General features: G+C 61.8%; 24 protein-coding genes and 5 pseudogenes. 6 read left to right on the top strand and 23 right to left on the bottom strand.

Annotated features, from left to right (window positions below; all coding sequences use genetic code 11):
* Nucleotides 1-288, top strand: a pseudogene (locus tag AC3WWH_RS32910) (hypothetical protein); the annotation flags it as partial.
* A 185-nt stretch (nt 289-473) separates the two neighbouring features.
* On the opposite strand, the pseudogene AC3WWH_RS32915 reads toward AC3WWH_RS32910, so the two are convergent.
* Nucleotides 474-1,106 (bottom strand): annotated as a pseudogene (locus tag AC3WWH_RS32915) (IS30 family transposase); the annotation flags it as partial.
* 60 nt (nt 1,107-1,166) lie between these two features.
* Here AC3WWH_RS32915 and AC3WWH_RS32920 point away from each other — a divergent pair.
* A pseudogene (locus AC3WWH_RS32920) lies at nt 1,167-1,442 on the top strand (IS30 family transposase); the annotation flags it as partial.
* A 6-nt stretch (nt 1,443-1,448) separates the two neighbouring features.
* Nucleotides 1,449-1,610, top strand: a pseudogene (locus tag AC3WWH_RS32925) (ISNCY family transposase); the annotation flags it as partial.
* Between the two features lie 95 nt (nt 1,611-1,705).
* Here AC3WWH_RS32925 and AC3WWH_RS32930 read toward each other — a convergent pair.
* A complete protein-coding gene (locus tag AC3WWH_RS32930; RefSeq protein WP_058324454.1) occupies nt 1,706-2,404 on the bottom strand; it encodes a TetR/AcrR family transcriptional regulator in 699 nt (232 codons plus the stop codon).
* A 192-nt stretch (nt 2,405-2,596) separates the two neighbouring features.
* Between AC3WWH_RS32930 and AC3WWH_RS32935 the strand changes: the two genes are divergently transcribed.
* Complete coding sequence (locus AC3WWH_RS32935; protein WP_058324453.1) at nt 2,597-3,079, top strand: RidA family protein; 483 nt, start codon at nt 2,597-2,599, stop codon at nt 3,077-3,079.
* A 122-nt stretch (nt 3,080-3,201) separates the two neighbouring features.
* On the opposite strand, the gene AC3WWH_RS32940 is transcribed toward AC3WWH_RS32935, so the two are convergent.
* The 20 genes from AC3WWH_RS32940 to AC3WWH_RS33035 form a co-directional block, all read right to left on the bottom strand.
* Entirely contained in the window at nt 3,202-4,560 is a 1,359-nt protein-coding gene (locus AC3WWH_RS32940) for an MATE family efflux transporter (protein ID WP_058324452.1), read from the bottom strand.
* Nucleotides 4,561-5,139 (bottom strand): peroxidase-related enzyme, encoded by a 579-nt coding sequence (locus AC3WWH_RS32945; protein WP_058324451.1) that lies wholly within the window; start codon nt 5,137-5,139, stop codon nt 4,561-4,563.
* Nucleotide 5,140: 1 nt separating this feature from the next.
* Nucleotides 5,141-5,647: a carboxymuconolactone decarboxylase family protein gene (locus AC3WWH_RS32950; RefSeq protein WP_113399725.1), complete on the bottom strand. Its 507-nt coding sequence runs from the start codon at nt 5,645-5,647 to the stop codon at nt 5,141-5,143.
* Nucleotides 5,648-5,680: 33 nt separating this feature from the next.
* The gene (locus tag AC3WWH_RS32955) at nt 5,681-7,153 is read right to left on the bottom strand and encodes a flavin-containing monooxygenase (protein WP_113399724.1); all 1,473 of its coding nucleotides are present in this window, start codon (nt 7,151-7,153) and stop codon (nt 5,681-5,683) included.
* Nucleotides 7,154-7,166: 13 nt separating this feature from the next.
* Nucleotides 7,167-8,237 (bottom strand): ABC transporter ATP-binding protein, encoded by a 1,071-nt coding sequence (locus AC3WWH_RS32960; protein ID WP_113399723.1) that lies wholly within the window; start codon nt 8,235-8,237, stop codon nt 7,167-7,169.
* A 5-nt stretch (nt 8,238-8,242) separates the two neighbouring features.
* Nucleotides 8,243-9,034, bottom strand: coding sequence for an ABC transporter permease (locus AC3WWH_RS32965; RefSeq protein WP_113399722.1), 792 nt, complete (start codon nt 9,032-9,034; stop codon nt 8,243-8,245).
* A 10-nt stretch (nt 9,035-9,044) separates the two neighbouring features.
* Nucleotides 9,045-10,025, bottom strand: a complete 981-nt coding sequence (locus tag AC3WWH_RS32970) for an ABC transporter permease (RefSeq protein ID WP_082641175.1) — start codon at nt 10,023-10,025, stop codon at nt 9,045-9,047.
* 77 nt (nt 10,026-10,102) lie between these two features.
* On the bottom strand, nt 10,103-11,203 hold the full coding sequence (locus AC3WWH_RS32975) for an extracellular solute-binding protein (protein WP_057251145.1): 1,101 nt from the start codon (nt 11,201-11,203) through the stop codon (nt 10,103-10,105).
* Between the two features lie 23 nt (nt 11,204-11,226).
* Nucleotides 11,227-12,261, bottom strand: a complete 1,035-nt coding sequence (locus tag AC3WWH_RS32980; protein ID WP_082641174.1) for a LysR family transcriptional regulator — start codon at nt 12,259-12,261, stop codon at nt 11,227-11,229.
* 664 nt (nt 12,262-12,925) lie between these two features.
* The gene (locus AC3WWH_RS32985) at nt 12,926-13,978 is read right to left on the bottom strand and encodes an alpha/beta hydrolase family protein (RefSeq protein WP_492377567.1); all 1,053 of its coding nucleotides are present in this window, start codon (nt 13,976-13,978) and stop codon (nt 12,926-12,928) included.
* 136 nt (nt 13,979-14,114) lie between these two features.
* Nucleotides 14,115-14,474 (bottom strand): cupin domain-containing protein, encoded by a 360-nt coding sequence (locus AC3WWH_RS32990; protein WP_197417439.1) that lies wholly within the window; start codon nt 14,472-14,474, stop codon nt 14,115-14,117.
* Between the two features lie 10 nt (nt 14,475-14,484).
* Complete coding sequence (locus AC3WWH_RS32995) at nt 14,485-15,489, bottom strand: quinone oxidoreductase family protein (RefSeq protein WP_492377568.1); 1,005 nt, start codon at nt 15,487-15,489, stop codon at nt 14,485-14,487.
* Between the two features lie 27 nt (nt 15,490-15,516).
* A complete protein-coding gene (locus AC3WWH_RS33000; RefSeq protein ID WP_113399720.1) occupies nt 15,517-16,395 on the bottom strand; it encodes a beta-keto acid cleavage family enzyme in 879 nt (292 codons plus the stop codon).
* 39 nt (nt 16,396-16,434) lie between these two features.
* A complete protein-coding gene (locus AC3WWH_RS33005) occupies nt 16,435-17,376 on the bottom strand; it encodes a dioxygenase family protein (RefSeq protein WP_492377569.1) in 942 nt (313 codons plus the stop codon).
* A gap of 19 nt (nt 17,377-17,395) precedes the next feature.
* A complete protein-coding gene (locus AC3WWH_RS33010; protein WP_058324456.1) occupies nt 17,396-18,181 on the bottom strand; it encodes a glutathione S-transferase family protein in 786 nt (261 codons plus the stop codon).
* 11 nt (nt 18,182-18,192) lie between these two features.
* Entirely contained in the window at nt 18,193-19,236 is a 1,044-nt protein-coding gene (locus tag AC3WWH_RS33015; protein WP_113399719.1) for a branched-chain amino acid ABC transporter permease, read from the bottom strand.
* Nucleotides 19,236-20,114, bottom strand: a complete 879-nt coding sequence (locus AC3WWH_RS33020) for a branched-chain amino acid ABC transporter permease (RefSeq protein WP_058324445.1) — start codon at nt 20,112-20,114, stop codon at nt 19,236-19,238. The genes AC3WWH_RS33015 and AC3WWH_RS33020 overlap by 1 nt, the downstream gene beginning before the upstream one ends.
* Nucleotides 20,115-20,125: 11 nt before the next feature.
* Nucleotides 20,126-20,854 (bottom strand): ABC transporter ATP-binding protein, encoded by a 729-nt coding sequence (locus AC3WWH_RS33025; protein WP_058324444.1) that lies wholly within the window; start codon nt 20,852-20,854, stop codon nt 20,126-20,128.
* Nucleotides 20,854-21,600 carry an ABC transporter ATP-binding protein gene (locus AC3WWH_RS33030; protein ID WP_058324443.1) on the bottom strand — a complete coding sequence of 249 codons (747 nt, stop codon included), beginning with the start codon at nt 21,598-21,600 and terminating at the stop codon, nt 20,854-20,856. Before AC3WWH_RS33030 ends, AC3WWH_RS33025 begins: the two co-directional genes overlap by 1 nt.
* 97 nt (nt 21,601-21,697) lie before the next feature.
* Nucleotides 21,698-22,981 (bottom strand): amino acid ABC transporter substrate-binding protein, encoded by a 1,284-nt coding sequence (locus AC3WWH_RS33035; RefSeq protein WP_058324442.1) that lies wholly within the window; start codon nt 22,979-22,981, stop codon nt 21,698-21,700.
* 253 nt (nt 22,982-23,234) lie between these two features.
* Between AC3WWH_RS33035 and AC3WWH_RS33040 the strand changes: the two genes are divergently transcribed.
* Both AC3WWH_RS33040 and AC3WWH_RS33045 read left to right on the top strand, forming a co-directional pair.
* Nucleotides 23,235-24,275 carry a LacI family DNA-binding transcriptional regulator gene (locus AC3WWH_RS33040; protein ID WP_058324441.1) on the top strand — a complete coding sequence of 347 codons (1,041 nt, stop codon included), beginning with the start codon at nt 23,235-23,237 and terminating at the stop codon, nt 24,273-24,275.
* 234 nt (nt 24,276-24,509) lie between these two features.
* Nucleotides 24,510-25,274: an SDR family NAD(P)-dependent oxidoreductase gene (locus tag AC3WWH_RS33045; protein ID WP_058324440.1), complete on the top strand. Its 765-nt coding sequence runs from the start codon at nt 24,510-24,512 to the stop codon at nt 25,272-25,274.
* A gap of 53 nt (nt 25,275-25,327) precedes the next feature.
* On the opposite strand, the pseudogene AC3WWH_RS33050 reads toward AC3WWH_RS33045, so the two are convergent.
* Nucleotides 25,328-25,441, bottom strand: a pseudogene (locus AC3WWH_RS33050) (phosphoenolpyruvate carboxykinase domain-containing protein); the annotation flags it as partial.
* Nucleotides 25,442-25,710: the final 269 nt, after the last annotated feature.

Here is a 25,710-nt window from a genome sequence, read left to right on the forward strand (position 1 = left end):
CCTCCCTTCGTCACACCCCCGCCGCCGAGTCTCATCCTGATTGACGCTGAATCTCACCGTGATTGCCGCCGCGCAGCGATCACCGAGAACAAGCGGCTCGGTGATGTCCTGGCCTATATCAAGGAACGCCAGGAGCAGCAGACGCAGCCGGCGGTGAAGACGAACAGCGAGAAGAATGGCTACAAACCGCGTGGCCGCAAGCCGGGCAAGCGGACGGATTTCATGAACGATCCGGTGGTGATTGCTCGGCGCGAGCAGGCCCTGTCCCGACTTGATGCTGCGGAATGATCCCCTGACCGAGCTCTCAAAGCTAAAGCCGAAGGAGTGCTCCCCACCCGCCCCGATCTGATCTTGCAACCGGATCAGCCGGTCAGATCGGGGCTGGTCGCTGTGCAGTAGGGCAGCTCAAGTGACATTTCTACTTTGCGCCAAAGCGGACAGTTCAACCTGGCCGCCACATCGTGTGTAGCCGGGTGGGTTAAGACGGCAAAGCGGCTGACCCGCTCAACCAGCGACGTCACGTTGGCCTTGCCGAACTTCTTGCGAAACTGAATGAGATCGCACTCCCAATGGCCGAACTGCTTGCGCTCGGCGACAGTGTCCGGACGGTGGAGAATGTTGAGTTCCGGGCTGAAACGGCGGCCGTAGCGACGCCTGGCATGCCGCGGGCGACGTCTCGCGCGACATTCCGGCAGATGCCGCCACAGTTTGATGGCAAGGCCGTCTGCCGAATAGGCGAATTTGTAAATCGTCTCGTAGCTGACGGAAATCGGATGACGCTCCAGCCGCATGCGACCGGCGATCTGTTGTGGCGACCAACCATGCATGATCCGCTCAATCACCGATCGACGCACATGCGCGAAACGAGCAAGCTTACGCAGCTTGGCTCTGCGTTCACGCGCCATCTCGTTGGCGGTGACGCAGTAGTAGCCGCTGAGCTCCGGCATCTGCGCGTCTTCAAAAGCATTGCGGCTCAGTTCACGGAAAATCGTCGAGCGATGCCGTCCAAGCTTCTCGGCGATAACCGTGGCGCTAAGACCAGCCGTTCGCCACTTGGCGATCCTACGACGTTCATCCATATCGATTTGGGAGTAGGTGCGTCTCATGAGACATTCCTTGCGAGTGACAACCCATTGGTATCTATCGCAAGTCGCACTTCATCCTTGATCCTGCGCAACAATGACCGGCAGTCGCGACCGATCATGGACGGGCTGATCCAAACGCTGCAATCCCTGCCCCATCTCGCCCGCCGGTCGATTACCTTTGACCGCGGCACGGAATTCACCGAATGGCCGTATCTGCAGGCCGGCATCGGAGCGCAGACATGGTTCTGCGACCCGCAGTCGCCCTGGCAAAAAGGCACGGTCGAGAACACCAATCGTCGTGTTCGCAAATGGCTTTCGAGAGACGTCGATCCGCTTTCGATCACCGATGATGACCTGAAAGTACTCGACCTCAGTCGAAGTCAGATCCACAGACTGCTGCAGGCTTATGATCAAGATGGTCCGGCCGGTCTTGTTTCGAAGAAGCGATCCCGGCCGAGCAATCGGCGCCACAGCGAGGATTTCCGCAATGCGGCGCTGGATCTGATCCGCGAACGCTATCTGGACACGGTCGCCCCGTTCTCCCTCTTGTCCTCGCTTGCATGTGCTTGAGACGACGCCGCTAACGGCACGTCGACAAGACTGCCTCGACGTGAGCGTCCTCACTGTTTCGGGGTCAGGCCATCGAGCAGGAAATCGAGGCCCTTCCTGAACGTGCCGTCCCAATTGTTGTCCAGCAACAGCCGCGAGCGCTCGATCGTCGGATAGCGTTCACTGAGCTGCGTAAGGCGCTGCTGCGCGGCCGCCTTGTCTTCGTCCGATCGGTCGAAGCTCGCGAGCGTGACGGTGGCGCCCAGGACATGGTTCCAAAGCGACCAGATTGTCACGTTCAGATCCGCGTCTGCGACACCGGCTCTGGACAAGGCCGTGCCGAGCAGTTCCAGACGGCCGAGGACGTTTGCGCCAAGTGCCCGGCTCGGCAAAAGCGATGCCGACCAAGGATGACGCAGCATGCTGGCGCGCCAGTCTTCGAGCATATGGACGACTTCTGAACGCCAGTCCTGGGACTCACCTGTTTGCCAAGGGCCGCGATATTCGAGCACCGAGTCGAGCGCGAGATCGAAGACATCCTCCTTTGTGTCGACGTGCCAATAGAGGCTCATCACCCCCGATCCGCAGCGCTCGGCCAACCGACGCATCGTCAACCCGCCGACGCCTTCAGCGTCCAGCAGTTCCACAGCGGTCGCTACGATACGTTCCAGAGAAAGCGAGCCGTCACTGCGCGGTTCCTGCCCGGGTTGGCGTTTCACATTCGCGCGTTGCGATCGTTTCGTCCGCGTGCCGCTACTTTTGGCCGCCATTCCGTCTTCCTCGTCAATCAGTCCATCGAATTTGGCCGGAAACACGATGAATGTCGACCCTCACCCGTTGACTCGTACGCGGTACGATGCAAATAAATCGTACAGCGTACGATTCATTCATCAATGATCGGACTCATGGTCAAATCATGCCGGCGCGAGAGCCGTGCTCATGGCGTTCGGAGCGAGAAAATCATGTCGCGCACAGTCAAGCATGTGCTTATCGGAGGGCTAATCATCATGAATATCGGAATCCCCAGTGCGGCAACGGCGAATGAGAGCAAGCTGACCATCGTCAATCCCAAGACCCTCTACGACCCCTCGCCCAATGGCTATAGCACCGCAGTGGTCACGCCCCCCGGTGCCCGGGTGGCCTACATTTCCGGACAGGGCGGCCAAGACGGCACGGGTGCTTTGTCACCCGACTTCGCCGTCCAGGTTAAGCAGGCCTATGCGAATTTGCGCGCGGCCCTCGATGCGCTCGGCGCGCGCCCGGATCAGGTCGCCAAGCTCACGATCTTCGTGGTTGACCACGACATGTCAAAGCTTGGGGTGTTGACCGAGAACGTCAAGGAAATGTTCGGCACGGCGCTGCCGGCACAGACCCTGGTTCCCGTTCCCAAGCTTGCAATCGACCCTATGCTGTTCGAGGTCGAAGCCGTCGTCGTTCTGCAGTAGGAATGTGCGGACAAGGTCCGCGAGAAGTTGTCTATAGAGCGTCGCTTCCGGCGGGGCGTGAGATGCAACCCGCACCGCTGGACTTCCGCCCTGCCCTGGAACGACGCACCCGAGCGACGCAATCAGCCAGGCGCTACCGTTCCTGTCTGAAACGTACGATCGGCCAGCCGCGGCAGCATCAGTCGAAATGCAACGCTGCGGGCACTTTGGAACAGGATCAGCGCGATCCATAGTCCGTCATTGCCGAAGACAGGCTGCAGGACCGCCCAGGCAGCAAAGTAGATGACCAGCGACGCCACCATCAGGTTTCGCATCTGCCTCGACCAGGTGGCGCCAATGTAGACGCCGTCCATCTGAAAGGCGACGATGCCGAAGATCGGAAGTGCTGCGACATAGGGCAAATAGCCATGCGCGAGCGCGGACACGCTCTCCGTTGGGGCGGTGATGGCGATCACCCAGTCCCCGGCGGCAAGCAGCGCGAGTGCCACAAGACCGGCGAAGACGAAGCCCCACAATGTCGTCAGTCCGACCGCACGATCAAAGGCCGGCCGGTAGCGTGCGCCGACCGCGCGGCCGGCAAGCTGCTCCGCCGCGGTTGCCACGCCGTCGAGAAAAGCGACGCCGAAGAAATAGAAGCGTAGAAGGATCGTATTCGCCGCAAGAATTTCGATACCGAGCATGCCGCTCTGGCGCGTGAAGAAGGACAGGCCGATCAGAAGCGCGAAGGAGCGGATCATCATGTCGCCGTTGACCGAAAAGGCACGACGGAAAGCGGCAAGGTTCGGCAGGTTCCATGCGGTTCGGTCGGTCTTCGCCCAGACGAGATAAAGTCCTGCCAGAGCCGTAATCGCTTCAGCCACCAGCGAGGCGGCCGCAACACCCGCCACGCCCCAGCCGAGGCCCAGGGCCCAGTAGATGCTCAACGCTGCATTCAGCCCGTTCAGCAGAGTTTGCAGGATCATGCCCCAGAGCGCGTCGCCACGTCCGATGATCCAGCCGAAGACTACGAAATTGAACAACACGAAGGGCGCCGACCAGACACGCCAGGCGAAATAGGTGGCCGCCGCCTCGGCCACCTTCCCTTCCGCCCCCATTGCGGCAAGACCAAGCGCCCCGATCGGCTTCTGCAGCGCGAGCAGCGCCAACCCCGCTACAAGCGCGATGATGAGACCGCTGGCAAGCATGCGCTGCTCTTCGCGCCGGTCCCCCGCCCCTAGCGCCTGCGCGGTGAAACCTGTGGTCGCGCCGCGCAGGAAGTTGAAGGTGACAAAGATGACGTCGAAAATGACGGTGGAAAGCGCCACGCCCCCGATCAGGGCCTCGTCGCGCAACTGACCAATGACGCCGGTCGCGACGAGCCCGACGAGTGGGCTCGACAGATAGGCAATCATCATCGGCAACGCGATGCGGAGCACGTCGCGATGGGCGATGTCGAAGGGGCGGATCGTAAAGCCCGCGCGGTCGGAAGGCGCGTGTCCCACTCAATCCAGCCGGTGCGGTTCGCCGAGCGTATGCATCAGCCGGTTGGCCCAGCCGAAGATCGCGACCGCATGAATGAGATCGAGGATCTGGAGCTCGTCGAGGCCGATCTCGCGCAAATGGTAGAACTGGTAGGCGCCGACATTGTCGGGACGGGCCGTCAGGTCGACGCCGAAATTGAACAGCGCCTGCTCGAATTCCGGCAAGTTCGCGTCGAGGCCGCGGTCATAGATTTCGTCCACCACCTCCGGCCGCTTTTCGAGCTGGATGTAGCGCGCCGCGTGGACGGACGCGCAATAGATGCAGCGATTGACGAAGGAGGCGGCGAGCGCTCCGATCTCCCGCCCGCCGCGGGAGAGCCCGCCCTCGCTATACATGATGTCGTTGAAGAGCGGCGTGCGCTCCTTCAAGGTTTCCGGCTCGTTGGCGAGCACCAGGACATAGTCCGAGATCTTCTTGTTGGATGGCGTGATCTTCAGCGCATCGATCTGTTCGACCGTCGCCGTTTCGACATCGACCGGCTTGACGTAGGGCTTCCAGTCAAGCGCCTCGACAGTGAATTCGTGTACGGGTTGCGACATCTCAGTTGTCCCTCAGCATCTTGAGGCCGGCCACCACCAGCACCTGATAGTTCACGAAGGCGATGAGGCCGGCGAGCGCAACGATGTCCCGGTCGTCGAGCCCTGCGGCGGTGAGCTTTTCGATGTTGGCGCGCGTCGCCTCCTTCGGCGAAAGCGTGACAAGATCGACATGGGCGAGGATCGCAACAAGGCGCGTATCCGCACCTTCGGCCCCGTTGCCTGCATTGGCGATCGACACCAGGGCGGAGCCCCCCTCCTCGCTCTCGAGCAAATCCCGGAAATGCGCGGAAAGCTCATGCGACTTCCAGAGTGCCGCCATGCGTGCAGCAAGCGCAGCCCTCAGCGCATAGGAGAAATTGCGCGGTTCGGCGGGACGAAGGGCCGCCTGGTAGCTCGTCTGGCTCAGGTGCTTCTGCTTTGTCCGCTGTTCGCGCAGCGCCTGAAGGTCGGGGAAGCGATCAAGGCCGAGTACGGTATCGATCACGTCATTTGTCGATGGAGCGGTCATTGGCTTTTCCAGTCGTCTGAAATTCGGAGGGGTTCATGCCGTCTTCTGTGCCGGCGTTGGCGCATCGGCATCGACCCATTCGGTCCCGTCGAGTTCCGGCTTCTCGTAGGCGATGAGCGCTTCCCAATGGTAATCAACGTCACGAATGAAGAGCGAGGCGGCAACACCGCGCGCCAACCACAGGGCGCCCTCGCTAATGGCAGGGATATCGCCGCTGACCTTGCCGACGCTGACGGATGCGCCGTAGTTGAAGCAATGGATATCCATCAGCCAGGGTGCTGCACCCGGCTCCTTCTCGGTGAAGGAGAAGTCTCCGTTCAGCCAGGGGAAGCGCCCAAGTCCGGGATTCTCCTCCCCTGCCGGCGGCGTATAGCGGTGCTCCCAGCAGGCGATCTGGTCCTGATAGGGCGCTAGCTCGCCGCGGCTCGACGGATCGATCGTGAAACCCGTGCCGAGAATGACGAAATCGGTGCGGAAGATGCGGCCGCTGGTGGTGGTGATGACGACTTCACCGCCCTCCTCCTTCATCGACCGGATACCGCAGTCGAAGTGGAAATAGGCGTTTGCATGCCGGCTGACGCGCAGCGTCGAGTTGTGCGGCGCCGGCGTCTGCTGCTTGGCCGCATAGTCCATCAGGCGCCAGCGCCATTCCGGTGAAATCTCGGCAAAACCTGCGGTGACCCCGTAGGAGCCGATGCCCATCAGCTTGTTGACCGTCGGCATCTCCTTGCGCCGGGCGAGAAGGCGCACCTCCCCTGCCCCCTGCTCCAACGCCTCTGCCGCATTGTCGACCGCCGAAGCGCCGACGCCGATGACGGCGACGCGTTTGCCCTTCAGTCGATCGAAGTCGATGTCGTCGGCCGAATGCGCCCAGGAGGTATGCCGCTCCATGCCCTTGACGAAGTCGGGAATGGTCGGTTCACCCAGGCCGTCGCGGCCAGTGGCCATCACCAATTTGCGGGTGACGATCGCAGGCTTTGCCCCACCGGCGATTTCAAGATCCAGCAGCCCGTCGGCGCGCGGCACGACACGGGTGACGTGCGTGTCATTCTCGACCGGAATGTCCATGACATCGCGATACCAGCGGAGGTAATCCATCCACATCGAGCGCGGGATCCGGAACAATTCCTCCCATTCCGCTTCGCCATGGAGTGCCGTGAACCAGGCACGGAAGCTGAGCGAGGCAACCCCGAGCGCCGGGCCAAGAAGGATCTTCGGCGAGCGCAGCGTTTCCATGCGTGCATAGGTAACCCATGGCCCCTCATAGCCTTTCGGCGCGCGATCGACGACGCGAAGATTGGCGATGCCGGCGCGCGTCAGGGCATGCCAGGCGACAAGCCCGCACATGCCACCACCAATGACGACCACATCGCTCACTGGCTCGCCAGCCGAGGTGGTGACGGGCTTCGACCAATTGGCTGGCGGGTAGTTGAGATAGCTGAGATCCTGCCTTACCCGCGCGTTCAGCTCCGCAAGCCGTTGCTGTTGTTGTAGATTGTTGATCATCCCGGTCTCCAGTTCAATTCGCCAGCAGGACGGCGTCCCGGTCGCGCCAGCCCACCCACACGTCGTCACCCTCGATATGCGAAAGCGCCACGGGATCGATCTGGACCAGCAGGCTGCTGCCGTTTTCGAGAGCGACGGTCAGCGTGGTGTGCGCGCCCTTGAAGACACGCTGATCGACGCGTCCCTTGAGCGCCGGCCGTCCCTCGGGCTTGCTCGACAGGCAGTAAAGCGCCTCCGGCCGAAGCGCCAACGTGGCGCGTTCACCGGGCACGGGCGACGTCCCGTTCACGTCCGCGTGCACGACATTGCCGCGCCATTCGACAGCAGCGATTCCGTCCGAAACAGAGACGACGGCACCCTCGAGAAAATTGCTCTGGCCGATGAAATCCGCGACGAAGCGGCTGCGGGGCCGGGCATAGAGCTCATCGGGGCCGCCCATCTGCTCGATCCTGCCCTTGTTCATCACGACGATGACATCGGACATGGTCAGCGCCTCCTCCTGGTCGTGGGTGACGAAGATGAAAGTCTTGCCGGTCTTCTGCTGGATCGATTTCAGCTCGATCTGCATCTGCTGGCGCAGTTTCGCATCGAGCGCCGAAAGCGGCTCGTCGAGCAAGAGCACGTTCGGATCGGGCGCCAGCGCCCGCATCAGGGCCACGCGCTGGCGCTGTCCCCCGGAGAGCTGAGCGGGCATCCGCTCGGCATGGTCCTGGAGCGAGACAAGGGAGAGAAGCTCGGTGACCCGTTTGTGGATCGCCGCATGCTCCATCCCCTTCAATTCCAGGCCGAAGGCGATGTTGCGGCCGACCGTCAGGTGCGGGAAAAGCGCGTAGTCCTGGAAGACGATATTGACGTTGCGCTTGTTGGGAGGCAGGTGCGTGATTGGCTTGCCTTCGAGATAGATCTCCCCTGAGGTCGGGCTATCGAAACCGCCGAGCATGCGCAGCGTCGTCGACTTGCCGCAGCCGGACGGGCCGAGCAGCGTGACGAACTGGCCCGGCTCTATCGCCAGGTCGAGATCGTCGACGGCGGTAAGGGCCCCATAGGATTTGTTGACGTTCTTGAAATGGACGACAGGCTGCATTCGCGTCAGCTCCTGGAACGGCGGGTGAAATGCTCGGCATAGACGCCGATGGCGGTGGTGACGACGAGAACGATCGTTGCCATGGCGTTGATTTCCGGCGACATGCCCCCTTGCACCTTGGCGAAGATCAGCATGGGCAATGTCGGCTGGTAGCCGCCGAGGAAGAAGGTGCGGACGAAGTCGTCGATGCTGGTCAGGACGCAGAAGATCATGCCGCCGAAGAGCGCCGGCATCAGATAGGGGATGGTGACGCGCAGGAAGGCGATGAAGGGATCGGCTCCGAGATCGCGCGCCGCATCCACCAAATTGGCTGGCATCGAACGCAGCCGGGTCAGCACCATGATGACGACGAAGGGCACCGCGTGAACCGCATGCGCGAGGATGATCGCGAAGGTTCCGGTCGGAATGTCGACGGTGCGGATGAAGATGCGCATGGAAATGGCGTTGATCAGTCCCGGCACGACCGCAGGCAGACAGGCGAGCGCGAAGATGACCGCCTTGCCCCAGATGTTTTCCGCCGAAACGAGGAGCGCGATCCAGACGCCGATGATCGTCGCCGAGATGGTGGTGGCGAGCGCAATGCCGATCGAATAGAGCGAGGCTTCGAGGAACTGCTTGTCCTGAACCACCTTGCTGTACCAGGAGAGCGTCCAGTTGCCGATCGGGAAGGCGATGAAGTTCGCATCCTTGAAGCTCATCGCCATCATCAGCGCCAGCGGCAGAACCAGATAGACGGCGAAGATCCAGTAGGAAGCGCCGAGCGCGGTCTTGGGAAGGTCTTTGAAATAGGTTCGCATCAGCCCGCCCTCACATCAACCGGACGGAGCGGCCGCCGACCACCCGCATGAAAAGCCCGACGGTCGTCAACGACACCACCAGCATGATCATCGAGAACGCAGCGCCTTCCGGCCATTTGTCGTTCGACCCGTGGAACAGCGTCGCGATAACCTCGGGGAAAATGACTGAATTCGGGCCGCCCAGCAGCAGCGGCGCGGCGAAGACGCCGACGGCGGTCAGATAGACGAGGCTGCAACCGGAGACGATGCCGTCTTTCGAGAGCGGCAGGATGACCCGGCGGAACCGTTGGAAAGGCCCGGCGCCGAGATCGGCCGCCGCCTGGATCAACGGCGTCGGTATCTTCTCGATCGCCGAATAGAGCGGCAGGAGCATGTAGAGCGCCAGCAGGTAGATGACGCCGAAGCTCAGCGAAAAGAAGGTGTAGAGCATCGGGATCGGCCGGTCGATGAAGCCGAATTCCCTGAGGAGCACGTTCAGCGCTCCACGATTGGCAAGCAACATGATGACCGAAAAGGTACGGATCAGCTCGCCGGCCCAGAAGGGAATGAGCAACAGCAACAATGCCCGCATCCGGTTCTTCGGCTGCACCACCTTCGCGACGTAGTAGGCGACGGGATAGACGATCACCAGCGTCGAGATCGTGACCACCGCGGCAAAGACCAGGCTGCGGACGAAGGGCACGAAATAGAGCCGGTCGGAAAAGAAAAGCCCGTAATTTGCCAGCGTGTACTCGCTGCTCTTGTCGGGTTGCGGCGGATAGTTGGCGAGAAGGCTGATATTGGCCATCTGCAGGATCGGCCCGATGTGCAGCATGGCGATCCACAGAAGCGGCACGCCCGCAAGCACGGCGAGACGCACACGTCGGCTGTCGACGAGAAGCCCGATCGTGTTGCGATAGAGTCCCGAACTCGCCGCCCTGCCGATCCATCCGGCGTAGCGCGGTGCCGTCGGCAAACCGACGGATCGCGGTTGCGTTGTCGTATCCAGCATTCTTTTGTTCCCGGCTCTGGAAGAGTCCATTTTTTATGGGTGACCGGCCGGAAGACCGGTCACCCAGAAGGCCGCAGTCAGGCTGCCTTGATCTCCGCAGCGGCCTTGTCGATCATGTCGTTCTTCATGTCGCGGTTGATCGAGCTGAAGAACTGGATGCGTTCGACCTGCTCGGGCGGCAGCGACAGGGCCGCGCGCTCCTTGTCGTTCAGCACCTTGTCGACCCCGTCGAAGGCCGAAGAGAAGCCGGACTGACGGGTCATCGCCGCGCCGATTTCCGGCGAGGACAGGATCGCATCAAGGAAGGTGTAGGCGGCGTCCGCGTTCGGCGCGTTGTTGACGACGTTGAACGAATAGAGGAAGCCGAAGGTCCCTTCCTTGGGCACCGAGATCTCGATCGGATGGCCGTCCATGACGAGCTTGGCGGCCGGCCCGGACCAGGCCTGCGCCAGATAGATGTCCTCGTTGACGAACATCTGCTGCAGCTCGGAGCCCGCATCGTAGTATTTGCGCACCTTGTCCTTGTGCTGGATCAGGAAGTCACGCGCCTGGTTCGTTGCGGTCTGCGCTACATCGGGCTTGTCGCCATAGGTCACATAGTCGCCGTCATTGCCCTGGTAGCGCATGACGATGGAGAGGAAGTCGCTGACGATGTACGACGTCAGGTTCTTGTTCTCGTCATCGAACATGATGCCCCAGCTATCGGAGGCCTTGGCGTATTCCGTGTTGCGTACGAGACCCTCAAAGCCCGCAAGCAGCGGCACGCCGAAGGTCTTGCCGTCCACGGTGAGCTGCGGCGCACCCTTGTAGGCGGCGGCAAGCTTGTCCCAGTTCTTGAGCCGCGCGGTGTCGAGGGACGCCAGCAAGTTGGACTTCATGAACTGAGACAGGCGGTGGCCGGTAACGGTCACGATGTCCGTGGAAGGCGTGGCACCTTCGGCGGTCAGCAGGTTGTACTGCTTTCCCTGGTCGTCGGTCAGCCGGATGCGGACCTCGATGCCCGTATCCTTCTGGAACTGGTCGATGAAGGATTGCGGTACGAATTTGTCATAGGTCGTGATGTTGACGACCTTACTCTCAGCAAAGGCGGGACGGATGATCGATGGCGCGGCCAATACGCCTGCGCCCGTCGCCAGCAGTTTCAAAGTCGAGCGGCGGGTTACGTCCAAATTCTTCATGTCGTTCTCCTCATTTTACGAGCTCAGTTTTCGTTCTCGGGCGTGTCGAGCTTTTGCTCCCCTTTATTTCGCTGCCGGTTGTCCGACAGCGTGCCATCGCCGGCATTTCGGCCGGCGAAGGTCTTTTCGGCGATGCGCGCCATCTGTCGCGGATCGTGGACGGTGAAATCCGGCATGCGCTCCGATGCGATCCGCGCGATGCGTTGAACCAGTTCCTGGACGCCGGCCGAGAGCGGGCGCGAGGCCGCCGACAGGATCGCCCAAAGGAAGGGAATCTCGACATCAAGCGGGCGAACTGCGACGGGCGCCGATTGCGAGCCATAGGCCGTCGCAGGCTCGATGATCGCGATGCCTAGACCGAGCGACGCGATCTGCACGGCGTTGTTGGCCGCATTGGTCGCGATGACGCGATTGGGCTGCACATTCGCCGCCTCCAGTGCTTCGTCGACACGACGGCGCAGACGAAACGGGTTGGCCATGGTTATGAGAGTGCGTCCCGCGAGATCGGCGATCGAAATCACCTCTTTCGCGGCCAGCGGATCATGCGGCGCCACCGCGGCCACGCAGCGCCCCTCGAAAAGCCCCAGCACTTCCAGCCCCGGCTGATCGGCCGGCAGAGACGTCACGCAGAAATCCGCGGTGCGCGCAAGCACCGACTGCACGGCCGCTTCCGCCGGCATGCTGCGAAGCTGGATTGTGTGCGGCAGAAAATGCTCGGGTAGTTCCGCAAGCGCGATCGGGATGATGCCACTCGCAAAAGCCGGCGTTGCGGCGATCTCGATCGGCTCGGGTTCCTTGCCGGCAATTGCCTTGGCGCGATTGCGCAGGTGGCCGATGCCGCTGAGAAAGCGTTCGGCATCTTCGTGGAAGGCAATCCCCTTGTCTGTCGGGGAGATCTTGGGACCATTTCGCTCGAACAGCGCAAATCCAAGCGACGTTTCCAGATCCTGAATAAGCCGCGTCACCTGGGATTGCGATCGGTCAAGCATGCGGGCGGCGCCGGTGATGCTGCCTGTCGACATGACTGCGAGAAAGGCCTCGAGATCGCGAACTTCCATGGATTATCATGCGCTCCATGCATTGTGACTTACTCATACTGCATAAAACGCATTCTATACGCTAGTGACAAAAGACAAGTTTCTTTGTTGGAGCCGTTCGTAGAAAATCCGATGAGCCGGCTCGTAACGGGACACATCGGCTCTTGGTCCGTCTCAAAGACCGTGAGGGCCGGCCTTCGAGAGCTTCTGAAGCGGATTGCAGGGAGGGGTTTATGCGTCTCGGTGTTCTCGGCGCGGGTGCGATCGCTTGCGACATGGTGGCTTCCTCGCCAAGGCCGGTCGTTGTCAGTTCGCACAGCTCCTTCGGTGCGCTCTATCTGCCGCGACGGATGGCACGGAGGGCGTGAGCTTGCTCATCAACGTCTGGGGCGTGACGCTTCTGACCGGCCGTCAGCAAGCTGACCAGCCTTCTCGGCCGCATCGTCGGCCACCCCCGCATGGTTGCTCGAGGCCAGCCTGTTCTCGGCGGCGATGGGCCGCGATCTCGTGAGCGACAACGACCATTTGCCGACCTTGCGCTCGACAAGCTTTCGCCGACGGCACTGATTGCGCTTTGTGAGGAATAGCCGTCCGCGAGAGGCTGCTATGCAAACGGCGTTGACTCTTGCCCGTGACCTCGGTCGGGCCAAGCGAGACGGCCGCGCTGGTGGGCCTAGCGGCTCTGTTACCGGCTCAAACGCTCCGCCACCCAATCGGCGACGAGCGGGCGATAGAGCCAGGGGATGTTGTTGCAGACGTGGTTGCCCTCCTCGAATATGTGTAGCTCGGCTCCACGAGAGCAGATGTCGGCACAGTTCGCCGCTTCGGAGGGTGGGAAGATCCTGTCACGGCCGCCGTGAAGAATGAGAGCCGGCACAGTTGGCGGCGCGCATCCCCAAAGGGTGAAGCAATCCGCGCGCTCGCGGACGTCCTCGCCGCCAAGTGAGAAGCGCATGTTGTCTCGATAGACTTGCGGCAGTTCGCCCCAGAACCCGCCGAGATCGAAGGAGCCGTTGATGGAGACGATGCCAGCCGCTGTCGGCACCGACGCAGCCGCGCGCAGGGCGAGAAAGCCGCCGAAGGCCATGCCGACGAGGGTGACCTTTCCCGAAAGTCTCGGATGCGCTTCTACCGACGTGATTGCCGCCTGAACGGCCGGACCAATATCCGGGCGCAACGCTCCCATTGAACGCCCCTCGCCCTGCCCGGGTCCGTCGAAAGACATGGTGGCAACACCGCGGGCATGGAAATGCCGCTCGAATGCCGGGAACTCCTCCTTGGTCGAATCCGAGCCGGGAATGATCAGCGCCAGCGGATAGCGGCTTTCTCCCTTCGGGATCCGCAGGGACGCCTGCAGGACCCCGCCTTCGAACGGTACGGCGATCATCTCGGCCGGCGGATCGAGCAAGGGAGCGGCGAGGCGGTAGAGTTCCACCTTCCGAGCGGCTGCCCTCGCCTTGGCTTCAAGGTCCTCGAACGCCATGAACTGTCCGAAATGATAGAAAAGGCTTGCGCGGGCATAGGCCTCGCCCGCTGTTATGTGGCGACCGACAGCAAGAGCCATATCGCCGAGTTCGGCCTGACGCTCGCCCTCTTCGCTCCACGTCGAAAGCCACTTTTGCCATACTCCGGCGCGCTCGATCACCGCGCGCGCCGTCACCGACGGTATCCCGGCAACCTCCATGCGCGGGAGCCAGTGCTCGACGACGCTGGCCAACCGGTTTTCACTCTGCACCATGCACGTCCTCCCGTATGCTGACACGTTCATCGAGCCGACGTCACCGATCACCATTGCTCCCGGCGCGACACAAAATCGACCGTCGCTGGGGATGCGTGGCTCACGCACCCCAGCCTGTACCGACCCGATGACCCCATCAAAGCTCCCCACTTCTCGGCGACGCGCTCAGGTCGGCATGGCGAGAAGGATGGACGCCGGCGCATTGGTGCGGTTGACGAGAGCGCGCCTCGCCGGGTGCCAGCCTGCAACTGTCGAGAAAGCCCAGTGTGGCGCCCTCGGTGCCGGTTTCGACCGTTACCTCGCCCGCAACGACGATGTAGATCTTTTCGACCGTGGCGTCTTTCAGCGACGTATGGCCGCCAGGCAGGAGGTGCGACAGGCCGATCCAGATCGTATCGGTCGTCGTCGCCTCCTTTCCCTGAAGCCGCAGACAATGCATGCCGTAATGCTCTGCCGCCTCGTATGGCTTGGCGCCGCCATAGCGTGTCACCTGCATCGCCCTCTCCTTAAGGCACCAGCAGCACACGCTCGGGCGTGCCGCGCAACACCGAAGCATAGGCCTTTGCGGCGTCGGAGAGGCCGTAGACGGTCGCCGGATTGATCGGGAACGGCTTGAGCTTGCCCTCTTCGAACTTCGGTTTGAGCTTGTCGAAGATGCGCGCGCCCTCGACGGAAGACAGTGCCAGCGTGTCGATGCCGATATATTTGTGGCGGCCTCGGAAGAAGTTGAAGATATCGAAAGGCACTGCGCGATCGAAGGTGGAGATGAACACCTGTCGAGCCTGCTTCGCCATCGCGTTGTTGGCGATTTCGAAATAGGGGCTGCCGACCGTGTTGAAGACGATGTCGGCGCCGTGGCCGCCGGTCTTCTCGCGCACGATCGCGGCGACATCATCCTTGGCGCTGTTCAGCATCTCGACGGGCGCGTTGGTATGCGCCAGCAGCGGCTGCTCGTTGTATTCGACCGCAAAGACCTTGGCCCCCGCCATGGTCGCCAGTTGGATGGCCGCCTGCCCCACCTTGCCATTGCCGCCGCAGACGAGCACGACATCCGTCGGCTGCACGCCGCCGGCTTCGCGCAGGCCCTCATGGGCGGTGATGAAGGGCACGCCGATCGAGCCTGCTTCCTGCATCGTGAAATTCGCGGGCTTGGCACGCACGGCCTTCTGATCGAGCACCATCCATTTGGCGTGGCTGCCGTCCTGGGTGATGCCGAGCTCGCCGCCGCCACCCCAGATCTCCATGCCGATCATCGACGACGGACCTTCGCGCACGATGCCGCCGAAATCGCGACCGGGCGTGCGAGGCCAGACGGCGTGCGGCATGTGTCCGAGGGATGCTTTCACGTCGCTGGGGTTTACCCCTGCCGCCATGATCTCCACCAGCACCTGGCCCGGTCCCGGTCGCGGGACCGCAACGTCGACGACGTCGATCTTGAGATTGTCGAGATCGGGGGATTTTTCCGTCACCCTCAATGCCCGGGCGAACTTGGCTTCCACCTGAATGTTCATTCTATGCCTCCTTGCAGATATCAATGCTTATGCGCGCAGTCCGAGGATCTGACGGGCCTGGGAAGGCTCGGCGATCCTTCCGCCGAGCTTCTCGATCAGGTCTCTTGCCCGTTCGACCAGTTCGCCATTGCCTTTGGCGAGCACGCCCTTGGCGATGTAGGAGTTGTCCTCCAGGCCAACGCGGACGTGACCGCCGAGCAGATAGGCCTGGACGGCCATCGGGAACGACATTCGACCAACCCCGAACCCGGTCCAGACGGCGTCGCCGGGCAGCATGCGAGCGGCGGTCGCCATGACGTCGGTGGTCGACGGGAAGCCGTACTTGACGCCGGTCACGATCGTGAACATCGCCGGCGACTTCAGCACGCCCGCTTTCAAAAGGTCCTGTGCGAGTTGGATATGCCCGGTATCGAAGACCTCGAGCTCCGGCTTGGAACCCGCCTCGTTGATGATGTCGGCCATGATCTTGACGTTGGCCGGCGTGTTGATCACGACTTCCGACCCGAAGGTCATGGTGTTGAGATCGAGCGTGGCGATGTCCGGTTTCAGCGCGACAATGTGCTCGACCCGCTTTTCCGGCCGCATCAGCGTGGTCCGTGGTCCGGCGATCGCTGGGTTCTCATCGCTCGGGTGGTAGCGCCCGCCAGGGCCGGTCGTCACGTTGAGGATCAGCGCCGTGTTCTTCGCCCGTATGCGCTCGACGACCTCGCGGTAGTATCCAAGCTCCATGGAGGGCTTCGCCGTAACCGGGTCCCGCACGTGAATATGCGCGATCGCCGCACCGGCATCGGCCGCTTCCAGGCAGGAATTGGCGATCTCCTCGGGCGTGACGGGAAGTGCGGGGGTGTTCTCCCGGGTCGTGAGGTTGCCCGTGACCGCACAGGTAATGATGACGTTCTGCTGCATCACTGGCTCCCCTTCCCATGGAGTGATCTATTTGATCCGTCAGCCATGATGCGCCACCTTCTTTCCGGAGATCGGAGGCTCCGGCAGGATCGATTGGCCCTCCACCAGTTTGAAGTGATAGTTGCAGCTGTAGAATGGCGCCTGGGCGCCCGGAAATGCGGAGTCCGGGCTGTCGTGCCGGAAGAATTTCCCGACAATCTGCTGTTTCGCGCCGAAAACAACGTCGGTTACCAGGGCTTCGTGACTGTCGGAAAAGATCTGGGTGACGAGCGTCTTGTAGCCGGGTGCCGAGACGATGAAGTGGATGTGGGCCGGACGCATCGGCGCCCGCTTCTGTGCCCGCAGGAGGTCGCCGACCGGCCCATCGGTTGGAACCGGATAGCCTGCCGGTTTCACGGACACGAAATGAAAGTTTCCATCGCTATCCGTCGTGAACCGACCGCGAAGGTTGAAGTCGTCCTGCGTCTCGTCCTGGTTCTCGTAGAGCCCGACCGGGGACGCCTGCCAGACATCGAGGCTCGCCCCCTCGACGGGCCGACCGGCGGGACCCGTCACACGACCCGTGAAATAGAGCTTCGGCCCAGGCGTATCGGAGCGCGCGATGCAGTCGCCGTTCACACATTTCGGCGCGCCACCGCGATAGAATGGCCCGAGAAGCGCCGACAGCGTCTCGCCCTGCATGCCGTCGTTGTTGATCAGATCGATCAGCGTCGATGCGCCGAGCACGTCGGCGGCAAGAACCGTTTCGTTGTGGGCCTCATTGGTCGCCTGTCCGAGCGCCGTGATCCAGCGCAGGGCGTATTCGAACTCCGCCTCGGTCGGACGCGTCTCCAGCAGAAACGCATGCAGATGGCTGACCATCGCATCCATGAGCTGTTTGAGCCGCGGATCGTCTCCGTGCGACATGGCGGCAAGCACAGTCGGCGTGACGTCGGTTTCCTTCGAGATCAGTTTTACTTCGGGGCTGATATGGCTGTTCATCCCTGTTCTCCTTTCCGCGTCACTGGCCTGACTGGGAGACCCGAAGTTCGGGCTTCGCCGACCTTAGGTGCGGGTATTTTTCGGTCAGCAGCGACCCGTAGTAGTAGGTCTCGGTGAAGGCGTCGGTTGCGCGGATGGCGTCGAGCCAACGCTGGATCGCCGGCGCCTCCGTCCACATCGACGAGAGACCGATGTCCTCCATCCGCACGATCACCGGCATGACCGCGATGTCTGCCAGCGTCATCTCATCGCCCATGATCCACGGTCCGCCATTGTCGGAGAGCCAGCTCGCCATGCGCTGAACACCGCGTTGCAGGCGGCCGAGTGCTTCGTTCATTTCCTGCTCCGGGAAGCCGGTGCGCCCCATCTTCATCAGGAACTCGCGACGAAGCGGCTTTGCGTCACAGACCGCCTGGAACTCCTCTGCCGTCATCGCCTGGTAGTGCGGCAGGAAGGCGAGGTTGTAGGAAGGCACCCGGATCGCAGGTGTCAGTACTTCGTCGATGAAGCGCATCATCGCCCGCATCTTCGCCGCTCCGAAGGCGTCCCGTGGTCGAAACGCACCTGGGAGAATGTCCTCGAGATACTCCATGATGACGGCGGAGTCGGTGACCGCACGGCCCTGGTGAACGAGCGAAGGCACGACCCCGTTCGGATTGATGGCGAGGTATTCGGGTTTCAGCTGATCGCCGGTGAAGAGATCGAGCTTGTGCTCCGCGAAGGCGAGGCCCTTCGCGTGCAGAACGTATCGCACCCGTTGGCTGCACGTCGATTGAGGAGCGTTGTAGAGAATGAAGTCCTGCATGGTCGCCTCCATCAATCCCAGTTGAGGACGCGGGGCAGCTTGCCCTTGCGGGCGAGCGTCCCGATCACGCCGTTGGGGAAGAACATCAGTCCCAGGACCATGACGAAACCGGTCGCCATGATGTTGATCTCGGACGCGCCGAGCGTCGCCACGAAGATTTCGTTGAAGGCCACGATCAGGATCGCACCCACGACAGGCCCGGCAATTGTGCCCTTGCCGCCGAGGATGCACATCAGCACCAGGTTTGCCGAAACGAGGATGACCAGGAAGATGTTCGGCCGGAGATAGGTGAGGTATTCGCCCCAGACCGCACCCGCCATCCCGACGAAGAATGCCGACAACGCGAAGGCAAGGACCTTGTAGAAGCGGGTGTTGATGCCGGCGCTCTCCGCCTTGACCTCGTCCTTGGAAAGCGCGCGCAGGCCCAGCCCGAACTTGGAATGCTTGATGCGATAGGTCGCCCATACGGTGAAGGCAGCCATCAGCACGAAGGCATAATAATAGGGCAGTTTGGCAGTCTCCACCGGCAGGTCGGTCACCGGCAGCGACAAGCCATTGGCGCCGCCGATGAACTCCCAGTGATCGAACAGGATACGGGCGATCATCAGGAGCGCGATGGAAGAGATGATGAAGCTCGGGCCGCGAACCTTCAGCGTGATGAGGCCGATGAGATAACCGCAGACGGCAGCCACCAGCCCGGCGAGCGGTACCGTCAGCAGCGATGAGATCCCGTATCGCGCCAGGAGCACGCCTGAGAAATAGCCGCCGATCGCGAAGAAAACCGCGTGTCCGAGCGAGATGTAGCCGGCGAAGCCGCCGATGATGTTCCAGCCGCTGGCCATGACCGCATAGGAGGCCGTAAACAGGACGAGATGCAGCAGGTAGTTGTAGTTGCCGGTCAGTTGCAGGAGCGGCAGGGCGAGCAGGACGCCGAGCACGGCCAGGGGAAACCATGTGGCGCGGGTCTGGTCATGCTGGCGCGCAAGCTTCTGATTGTGAATGCGACGGGCCTCGAGCACCGAGCTCGCGTCGGCTTGTTGCAGGTTTGCGGCCATTATGCCAACTCCGGTTTTTCGCCGAACAGGCCCTGGGGACGGATCAGCAGGATGACGAAGAGTGCGAGAAAGAAGGTCATGGTCGACCAGGTGGCGCCCACCCAGGTGCCGACGAAGGCTGCGATGACCGAGAGAAGGAGCGAGGCGACGACGGTGCCGAGCACGCTGCCCATGCCGCCGAGGACGACGACCGACATCAGCATCGCGATCCATTCCCACTGCTTGGCGGGGAAGAAGCTGAAGACGAAGCTCACCAAAGAGCCTGCAGCGCCGGCAAGCCCGATCCCGATCGCGAAGGCCACCATGCTGATCAGGTTGACATTAACGCCGAGAAGCTCGGCAGCCTCGCGGTTCTGGGTCGTTGCGCGGATGGCGTAGCCAAGCCGCGAGTAGTTGAGGAACAGCGTCAGCGCACCGATGATCGCCAGCGAAACGGCACCGGCATAGAACTGCCCCTTCGGAATGAACAGGCTGCCGATGAAGAAGGCATCCGTCGCGTAATCGGGCGAGGTCACGCGCTGGGTGTTGGTGAAGGCGGCACCGAGGAAACCTTCGACGATCATGGCCAGTGCGAAGGTCAAAAGCACTGTCATTTCCGAGTAGCGCGCGCTTTTTGCCTGGCTTTCGAACATGAGGCGGTAGAGAAGCACGCCGATTGCAGCCATGATCAGTGCCGCGATCGGCAACGTCGCGATCGGGTCGAGACCCCAAAGCTTGAATGCCCAGTAGCTGACATAGGCGCCGCAGATGATCAGTGAGGGGTGTGCCAGGTTGACGATGCGCATGACGCCAAAGACCAGCGAAAGGCCGGATCCCATCAGCGCGATCACGCCGCCGAGCGCGAGGCCGAGTATCAGTATCTGAAGAATGTCTGTCATCACGTCCTCCGCTACGCGACCTTGCGGCCGCCGAGGTAAAGTTCCTGGATGCGAGGGTCCGCCAGTACCGCTTCGGCCGACCCTTCGAAGAGGGTGCGGCCGAGGTCGAGGACAACGCCCCAGTCGGAATTCTTGAGGCCCATCATCGCGTTCTGCTCAACGAGCAGCACCGTGACGCCCTCCTGGGACATCATCTTCATGATGTCGAACATCTCCTGGACCACCTTCGGCGCGAGTCCGAGGGAGGGTTCATCCAACATGACGATGTCCGGCTTGACGATCAGCGTCCGCGCCATGGCCAGCGTCTGCTGCTGGCCGCCCGACATGGTTCCGGCATGCTGATCGGCCCGTTCGCGCAGAACCGGGAAGCGCTCGAGGATTTCGTCGATGCGGCGGTCGCGCAGTTTCGTGTCGTCGAGCACGTATCCGCCCATGCGCAGGTTTTCGCGCACCGTCATCTTCGGAAACAGCGCGCGTTCCTGCGGCACGAAACAGATGCCCTTGCGAAGGATCTGGTCCGGACGCAGCCCGTTCAGACGCTCGCCCTTGAAGACGACATCGCCCTTGCGGATCGTCAGCATGCCGCAGATCGCCTTCAACAGCGTGGACTTGCCGGCGCCGTTTGGGCCGATGATGCAGTGGACCTTGCCAGGCTCGACCGTCAGGCGGGCGCCATCAAGGATGGCAGGGCCGTCGCCGTAGCCGGCAGTGATGTTGGTGACTTGCAAAAGATCGCTCATCAGGCCGCTTCCTCTTCCAGTACGCCGCCCAGATAGGCTTCGAGCACATGCGGATCGCGACGCACCACATCGGGCGTGCCGTCGCAGATCACCCGCCCATGCGCCATGACGACGACGCGGTGCGAAAGCCGCATGATCAGGTCCATGTTGTGTTCGACGATGAGGACCGTCAGCCCCTTGGCATTGAGCGCCCTGATGTGGCCGACGATCTCCTCGAGCAGCGTCGGATTGACGCCGCCGGCCGGCTCGTCCAGCAGAATGATCTTGGGATCGGCCATCAGCAGCGCGGCCAGGTCCATCAGTTTCTTCTGGCCGTAGGACAGGTTGTGCCCGTCCTCGTAGGCAATGCGGGTGATCCCGAGGAAATCGAGGATCGACATCGCCTTGTCCCGCTCGTCCGCCGAGATTGCGGGCCGAAACAGCTCCGTGAACCCGCGGCAGCGTGCCTGGACGATCACGTTTTCTAGCACCGTCATGTCGGCGAGATTGCGTGAGATCTGGAACGTCCTGCTAAGACCCTTTGCGGTGATCTTGTGCGGGCGCAGATTGTCGATGCGATCTCCGTCCAGCCAGACCTCGCCGGAAGTCGGAACGACGGTGCGGCTGATGCAATTGAAGGCCGTGGTCTTGCCGGCGCCGTTCGGGCCGATGAGTGCCGTGATCGAGCCTTTCTCGACCGTGAAGCTTGCGCCATCCACGGCGCGAATTCCGCCGTAGTGCTTGCACAGGTTCTTAACCTCGAGCATCCGCGCGATCTCCTTTCAGTAGATATCTCAGTAGTAGACGCCTGCCGATCGGGAGAGCGCGCCGCATGCGGAACGCCCTCCCCTATCTCGCAAACGGTCAGAAACCGGACTTCGGATAGCGGAAGGGCACGATGCCCTCGAACTGACCGGTCGGGTAAACGAAGGTCAGCTTGCCGTCCTGCCACTGCGTCATGATGTGCGCCTTGTCGACCGGAAGCCCCAGATCGTCCCAGCTGAAATTACCGAGAACCGTCTGAACCGGCTGCTCCTTTGTGCGGGCGTGCAGCCATTCGCCCATCTTGGCGTTATCCGTGGTGCCGGCCCCGACGATCGCCTGCTCGATGCCCTGGCAGACGGCGAAAGGAATGGCGCTGTCCTCATCCGGCTCGACGCCGTATTCGACTTCGAATGCCTTCACGAAATCCGCATTGTCGAACGGCTTTCCGGCGAGCGTACTCTTGAAAGGAACATCCTTGTGCCAGGTGGTGTGGATGACGACACCATCGGCCGCATCCTTGCCGACACCCTCGATGAATTCCGTCTGCGCGCCCTGGCTGAGATAGACGAGCTTTGCTGATGCACCGACGGTCTTCAGAGCGCGCATGAGCTGAACCGCTTCTTCCGCAGAAGCCGTCAGGCCGACGATCATTTCCGCGCCGGAGCGCTTGATCGAATTTGCAAGGTTCAGCCAGTCATTGAACCCTTCTTCGGGCCACTTTTCCTCCATCACCACTTCGATACCGGATTCCTTGAAGTAACCGGGAGCGAGGTCGGCGATTTCCTTGTCGTTGGCCGGATCGATCACCTTCTGGCCGAGGAGACCGGTGGCGATCGCGTTGGCGAAGAAGTCGTCCGCGTGGACAACTGCGACAGTTTTCGGCGCATCTGCCGGGTCCTTGATCTCCTTCAGGAGGCCGATCACGTCCTTGCCGGTGTATTCGGCGGCATTGACCTGGAAGTAGAAGAGGTTCTTGTAGCCCTGCGCATAGATCCGGAGCGCCCCGCCCGAGGGAACCGGGTGAACCATGTTGTACTTGGACAGAACGTTGCCGACCGGAAAGGTCAGGCGGCTCGAGAAGGTGCCGTAGACGGCATCGACCTTGTCGACATTGATGAAGCGTTCGTACTGGTTGATGGCCGTTGCCGGATCAGAGCGATTGTCGCTAACAATCAATTCCACCTGCTTGCCGAGAACACCGCCCGCTTCGTTGATGAGCTTGTTGCAGAGCTCGTAGCCCCGCTTGTGCTTCTCGCCGCTGACCGAAAGGCCACCGGTAATCGGCAGCGACGCTCCGATCCGTATTGTTTCCGCAGCGCTAGCAACGGTGCTTGCTGAAAGCACACTGATGGTTGCTGCCGCGATCAGCCGATTGATTCCCATTTCTTCTCCTCCCAGAGGTTTTGCGTGCAATCGTTTGCATTCGAGTAAAAGACAAATCGCCCAGCTCCGCCGGACGCCACTCACGCCTTGTGTTCGATCGACGGCAGGGCAGCTCCTCAAATCCTTGCCGCAAATTGGATATGCAAACGATTGCACGTTCGCGATTATGCGTACCGTTTGCGCTTTGTCAAGCGCCCATGCGAACGATTGCAAAACTCCTGGCAAGATTTTAAATGGAGGAGCGAGGTGATACATGCAAAAGAAACGAACCACCCTGAAGGACATCGCGCGCGCGACCGGCGTTCACGTGTCGACCGTGTCGCGCGCGCTTGACCCCGCTGAGCGAAAGAGCATCACGCCGGAAGTCGTGGCAAAGATCCAGGCGGCGGCGGAACGGTTGGACTATCGCCCCAATCGCATTGCCTTCGGGCTCCGCACCAACAGGACGATGACGGTCGGCGTGGTCATCCCCGACATCACAAACCCCATCTTCCCGCCGATCCTGCGCGGAATCGAAAGCGTTCTGGAACCGCTCGGATATGCGTCGATCATCGTCAACACCGATAGCGAACGCGAGCGCGAAATTCGTCTTCTCGAAGTGCTCAGGGATCGTGGTGTCGACGGCCTCATTCACGCGGCGGTGCTCAGAAGCGATCCCTCAATTGCCAAAGCCGCCCAGGATGGTCTCTCGGTGGTGACGCTGAACAGACGTGTGGAACGCTCGAACATCCCCTACGTCATCAATGACGAAGACATGGGCATCTGCGAGATGCTGCGCCACCTGACGAAGCTCGGCCACCGGCGAATCGCGCATCTTGCCGGACCGCAGGATCTCTCGACCGGCCAGCTGCGCCTCGCGGCGTTTCGCAGCGCCGCCGAGAGAATGTCGATCGACTTCGATCCGGAACTCATCGTTACCGCCATACGCTTCGACGAAGACGAAGGCGCCCGCTGCACGCGCGACCTGCTTGCCTCCGGGCACGATTTCACGGCCGTGCTCTGCGCAAACGACCGCCTAGCGCTCGGGTGCATCGACGTTCTGCGGGAGAATGGCCTCGATTGCCCGTCGGACATTTCCGTCAGCGGTTTCAACGACATGCCATTCCTCCATCTGGCGCGTCCACGGCTGACAACTGTCAGGATCCAGCAATACGATGCCGGCATCACCGCCGCGTCGATCCTGCTGCGCCTGATGAATTCCGGCGCCGACGACGATATCCCATTGGAGACCGTGTTGCCGGTGGAACTCATGGAGCGCGACAGCACAGGGCCGGTAGCTGCGCGAAGGCGCTGACAATCGTTCCCTGCCGAATGATCGCGCGCTGGTCGCCAACAGTGTCGGATTTCATTGGAGAGCCACCTCTCCTCTCCAGGCTCAAGCCCGAATCGTAGAATCCGTGTCTTCGAAATGCAATCGATTGCTCGTTGTTTCGCGCAATCGATTGCCTTAAGCTCACATCGATCAATCGTCTAATTGCAGGCGGGTTCCCGCCGACTGCGAAGACAGCGCGTCAAGAAGGAGGAACTTATGGCGTATCCGCGGTCCTTGGTTGGAAAGACAGTTCTCCTAATCGGCGGGAACGGTGCGATCGGCGCCGCGACAGGGCGCCTGTTTGCGGAGGCAGGCGCAACGGTTCTCATCACCCATACGCCGAGCGAACAGAGCGTCTTGAGCGCGGATGCGGCGCTTTCTTCCTTTGCAAACGCGGAACGCCACGCGCGCTACGCCGTCGACATCACGGATTCCAGCGCCCTTAGCGGCCTCGCCAGCACCATCGAACAGAAATTCGGCCGGCTCGACATCCTCGTCAATGCGGCCGGTTTCACCAAGCCAATCGCCCACCGGCATCTCGATGCACTGACTGACGAACTGATCGACGAGATCTTCAAGGTAAATTGGCGAAGCCAGTTCGCAGCCATCCGGGCCTTCGCCCCTCTGTTGAAAAAGTCCGGCGATGGGCTCGTCGTCTCCATCTCGTCGATCGCAGCCTTCACCGGCATAGGGTCGAATATCGCCTATTGCGCAGCCAAGGCTGGTATCGACGTCATGACCAAAGCCCTCGCCCGCGTGCTGGCGCCGGAGGTCAGGGTGCTTGCCGTTTCTCCCGGCGTCGTCGACACGCAATTCGTTTCCGGGCGGGATTCGGGCTTCAATGAAAAGGTCGCGGCCTCGACCCCGCTCGCCCGTATCGGCGAGGTCGACGATATTGCCGCAGCCATCCTGGCCTGTGCGACGTTGCTCGGTTTTTCCACCGGCCATATCATCCAGGTGGATGGCGGTCGCGCGCTCTGACGCAGCAGCAACATCCGCGCGACGCACCGGTCGTGCGGCGGCCCTGCACGACCGGCGTGAGGCGTCCAGTCGAGACCGTGCCAATCGATCAGCTCCGGCGGCAGCACATCCGTCACGCCCCACCAGATATCTCCAGGCATGAGCGCGCAATTGGTGAAGATGGTATCGCGCGCGAGCGCGACTGCCGGGGATTTCGTCGCGCAAGACGCGACGCTCTCACCTCCAGGACCGGTAGGTGTTCACACGGAGACGAAAGCCGAAGACGCGGCCCCGTCACCGTGTTCAATGTCTGGTTCAGGGAGAGCTCAGTCCCTCGGCGGCCAGATCGGAATGGTGCCTCTGCCCGACGGGAACCGCACATGGAGACCTCGAATTACCGCTGATTTGGTGATCGGCGGCGCGGCCTGATGGCTGTTGGCGTCTTTCGCCTGCGATT

This window comes from Ensifer sp. EB106-03-01-XG145, from assembly GCF_058792075.1.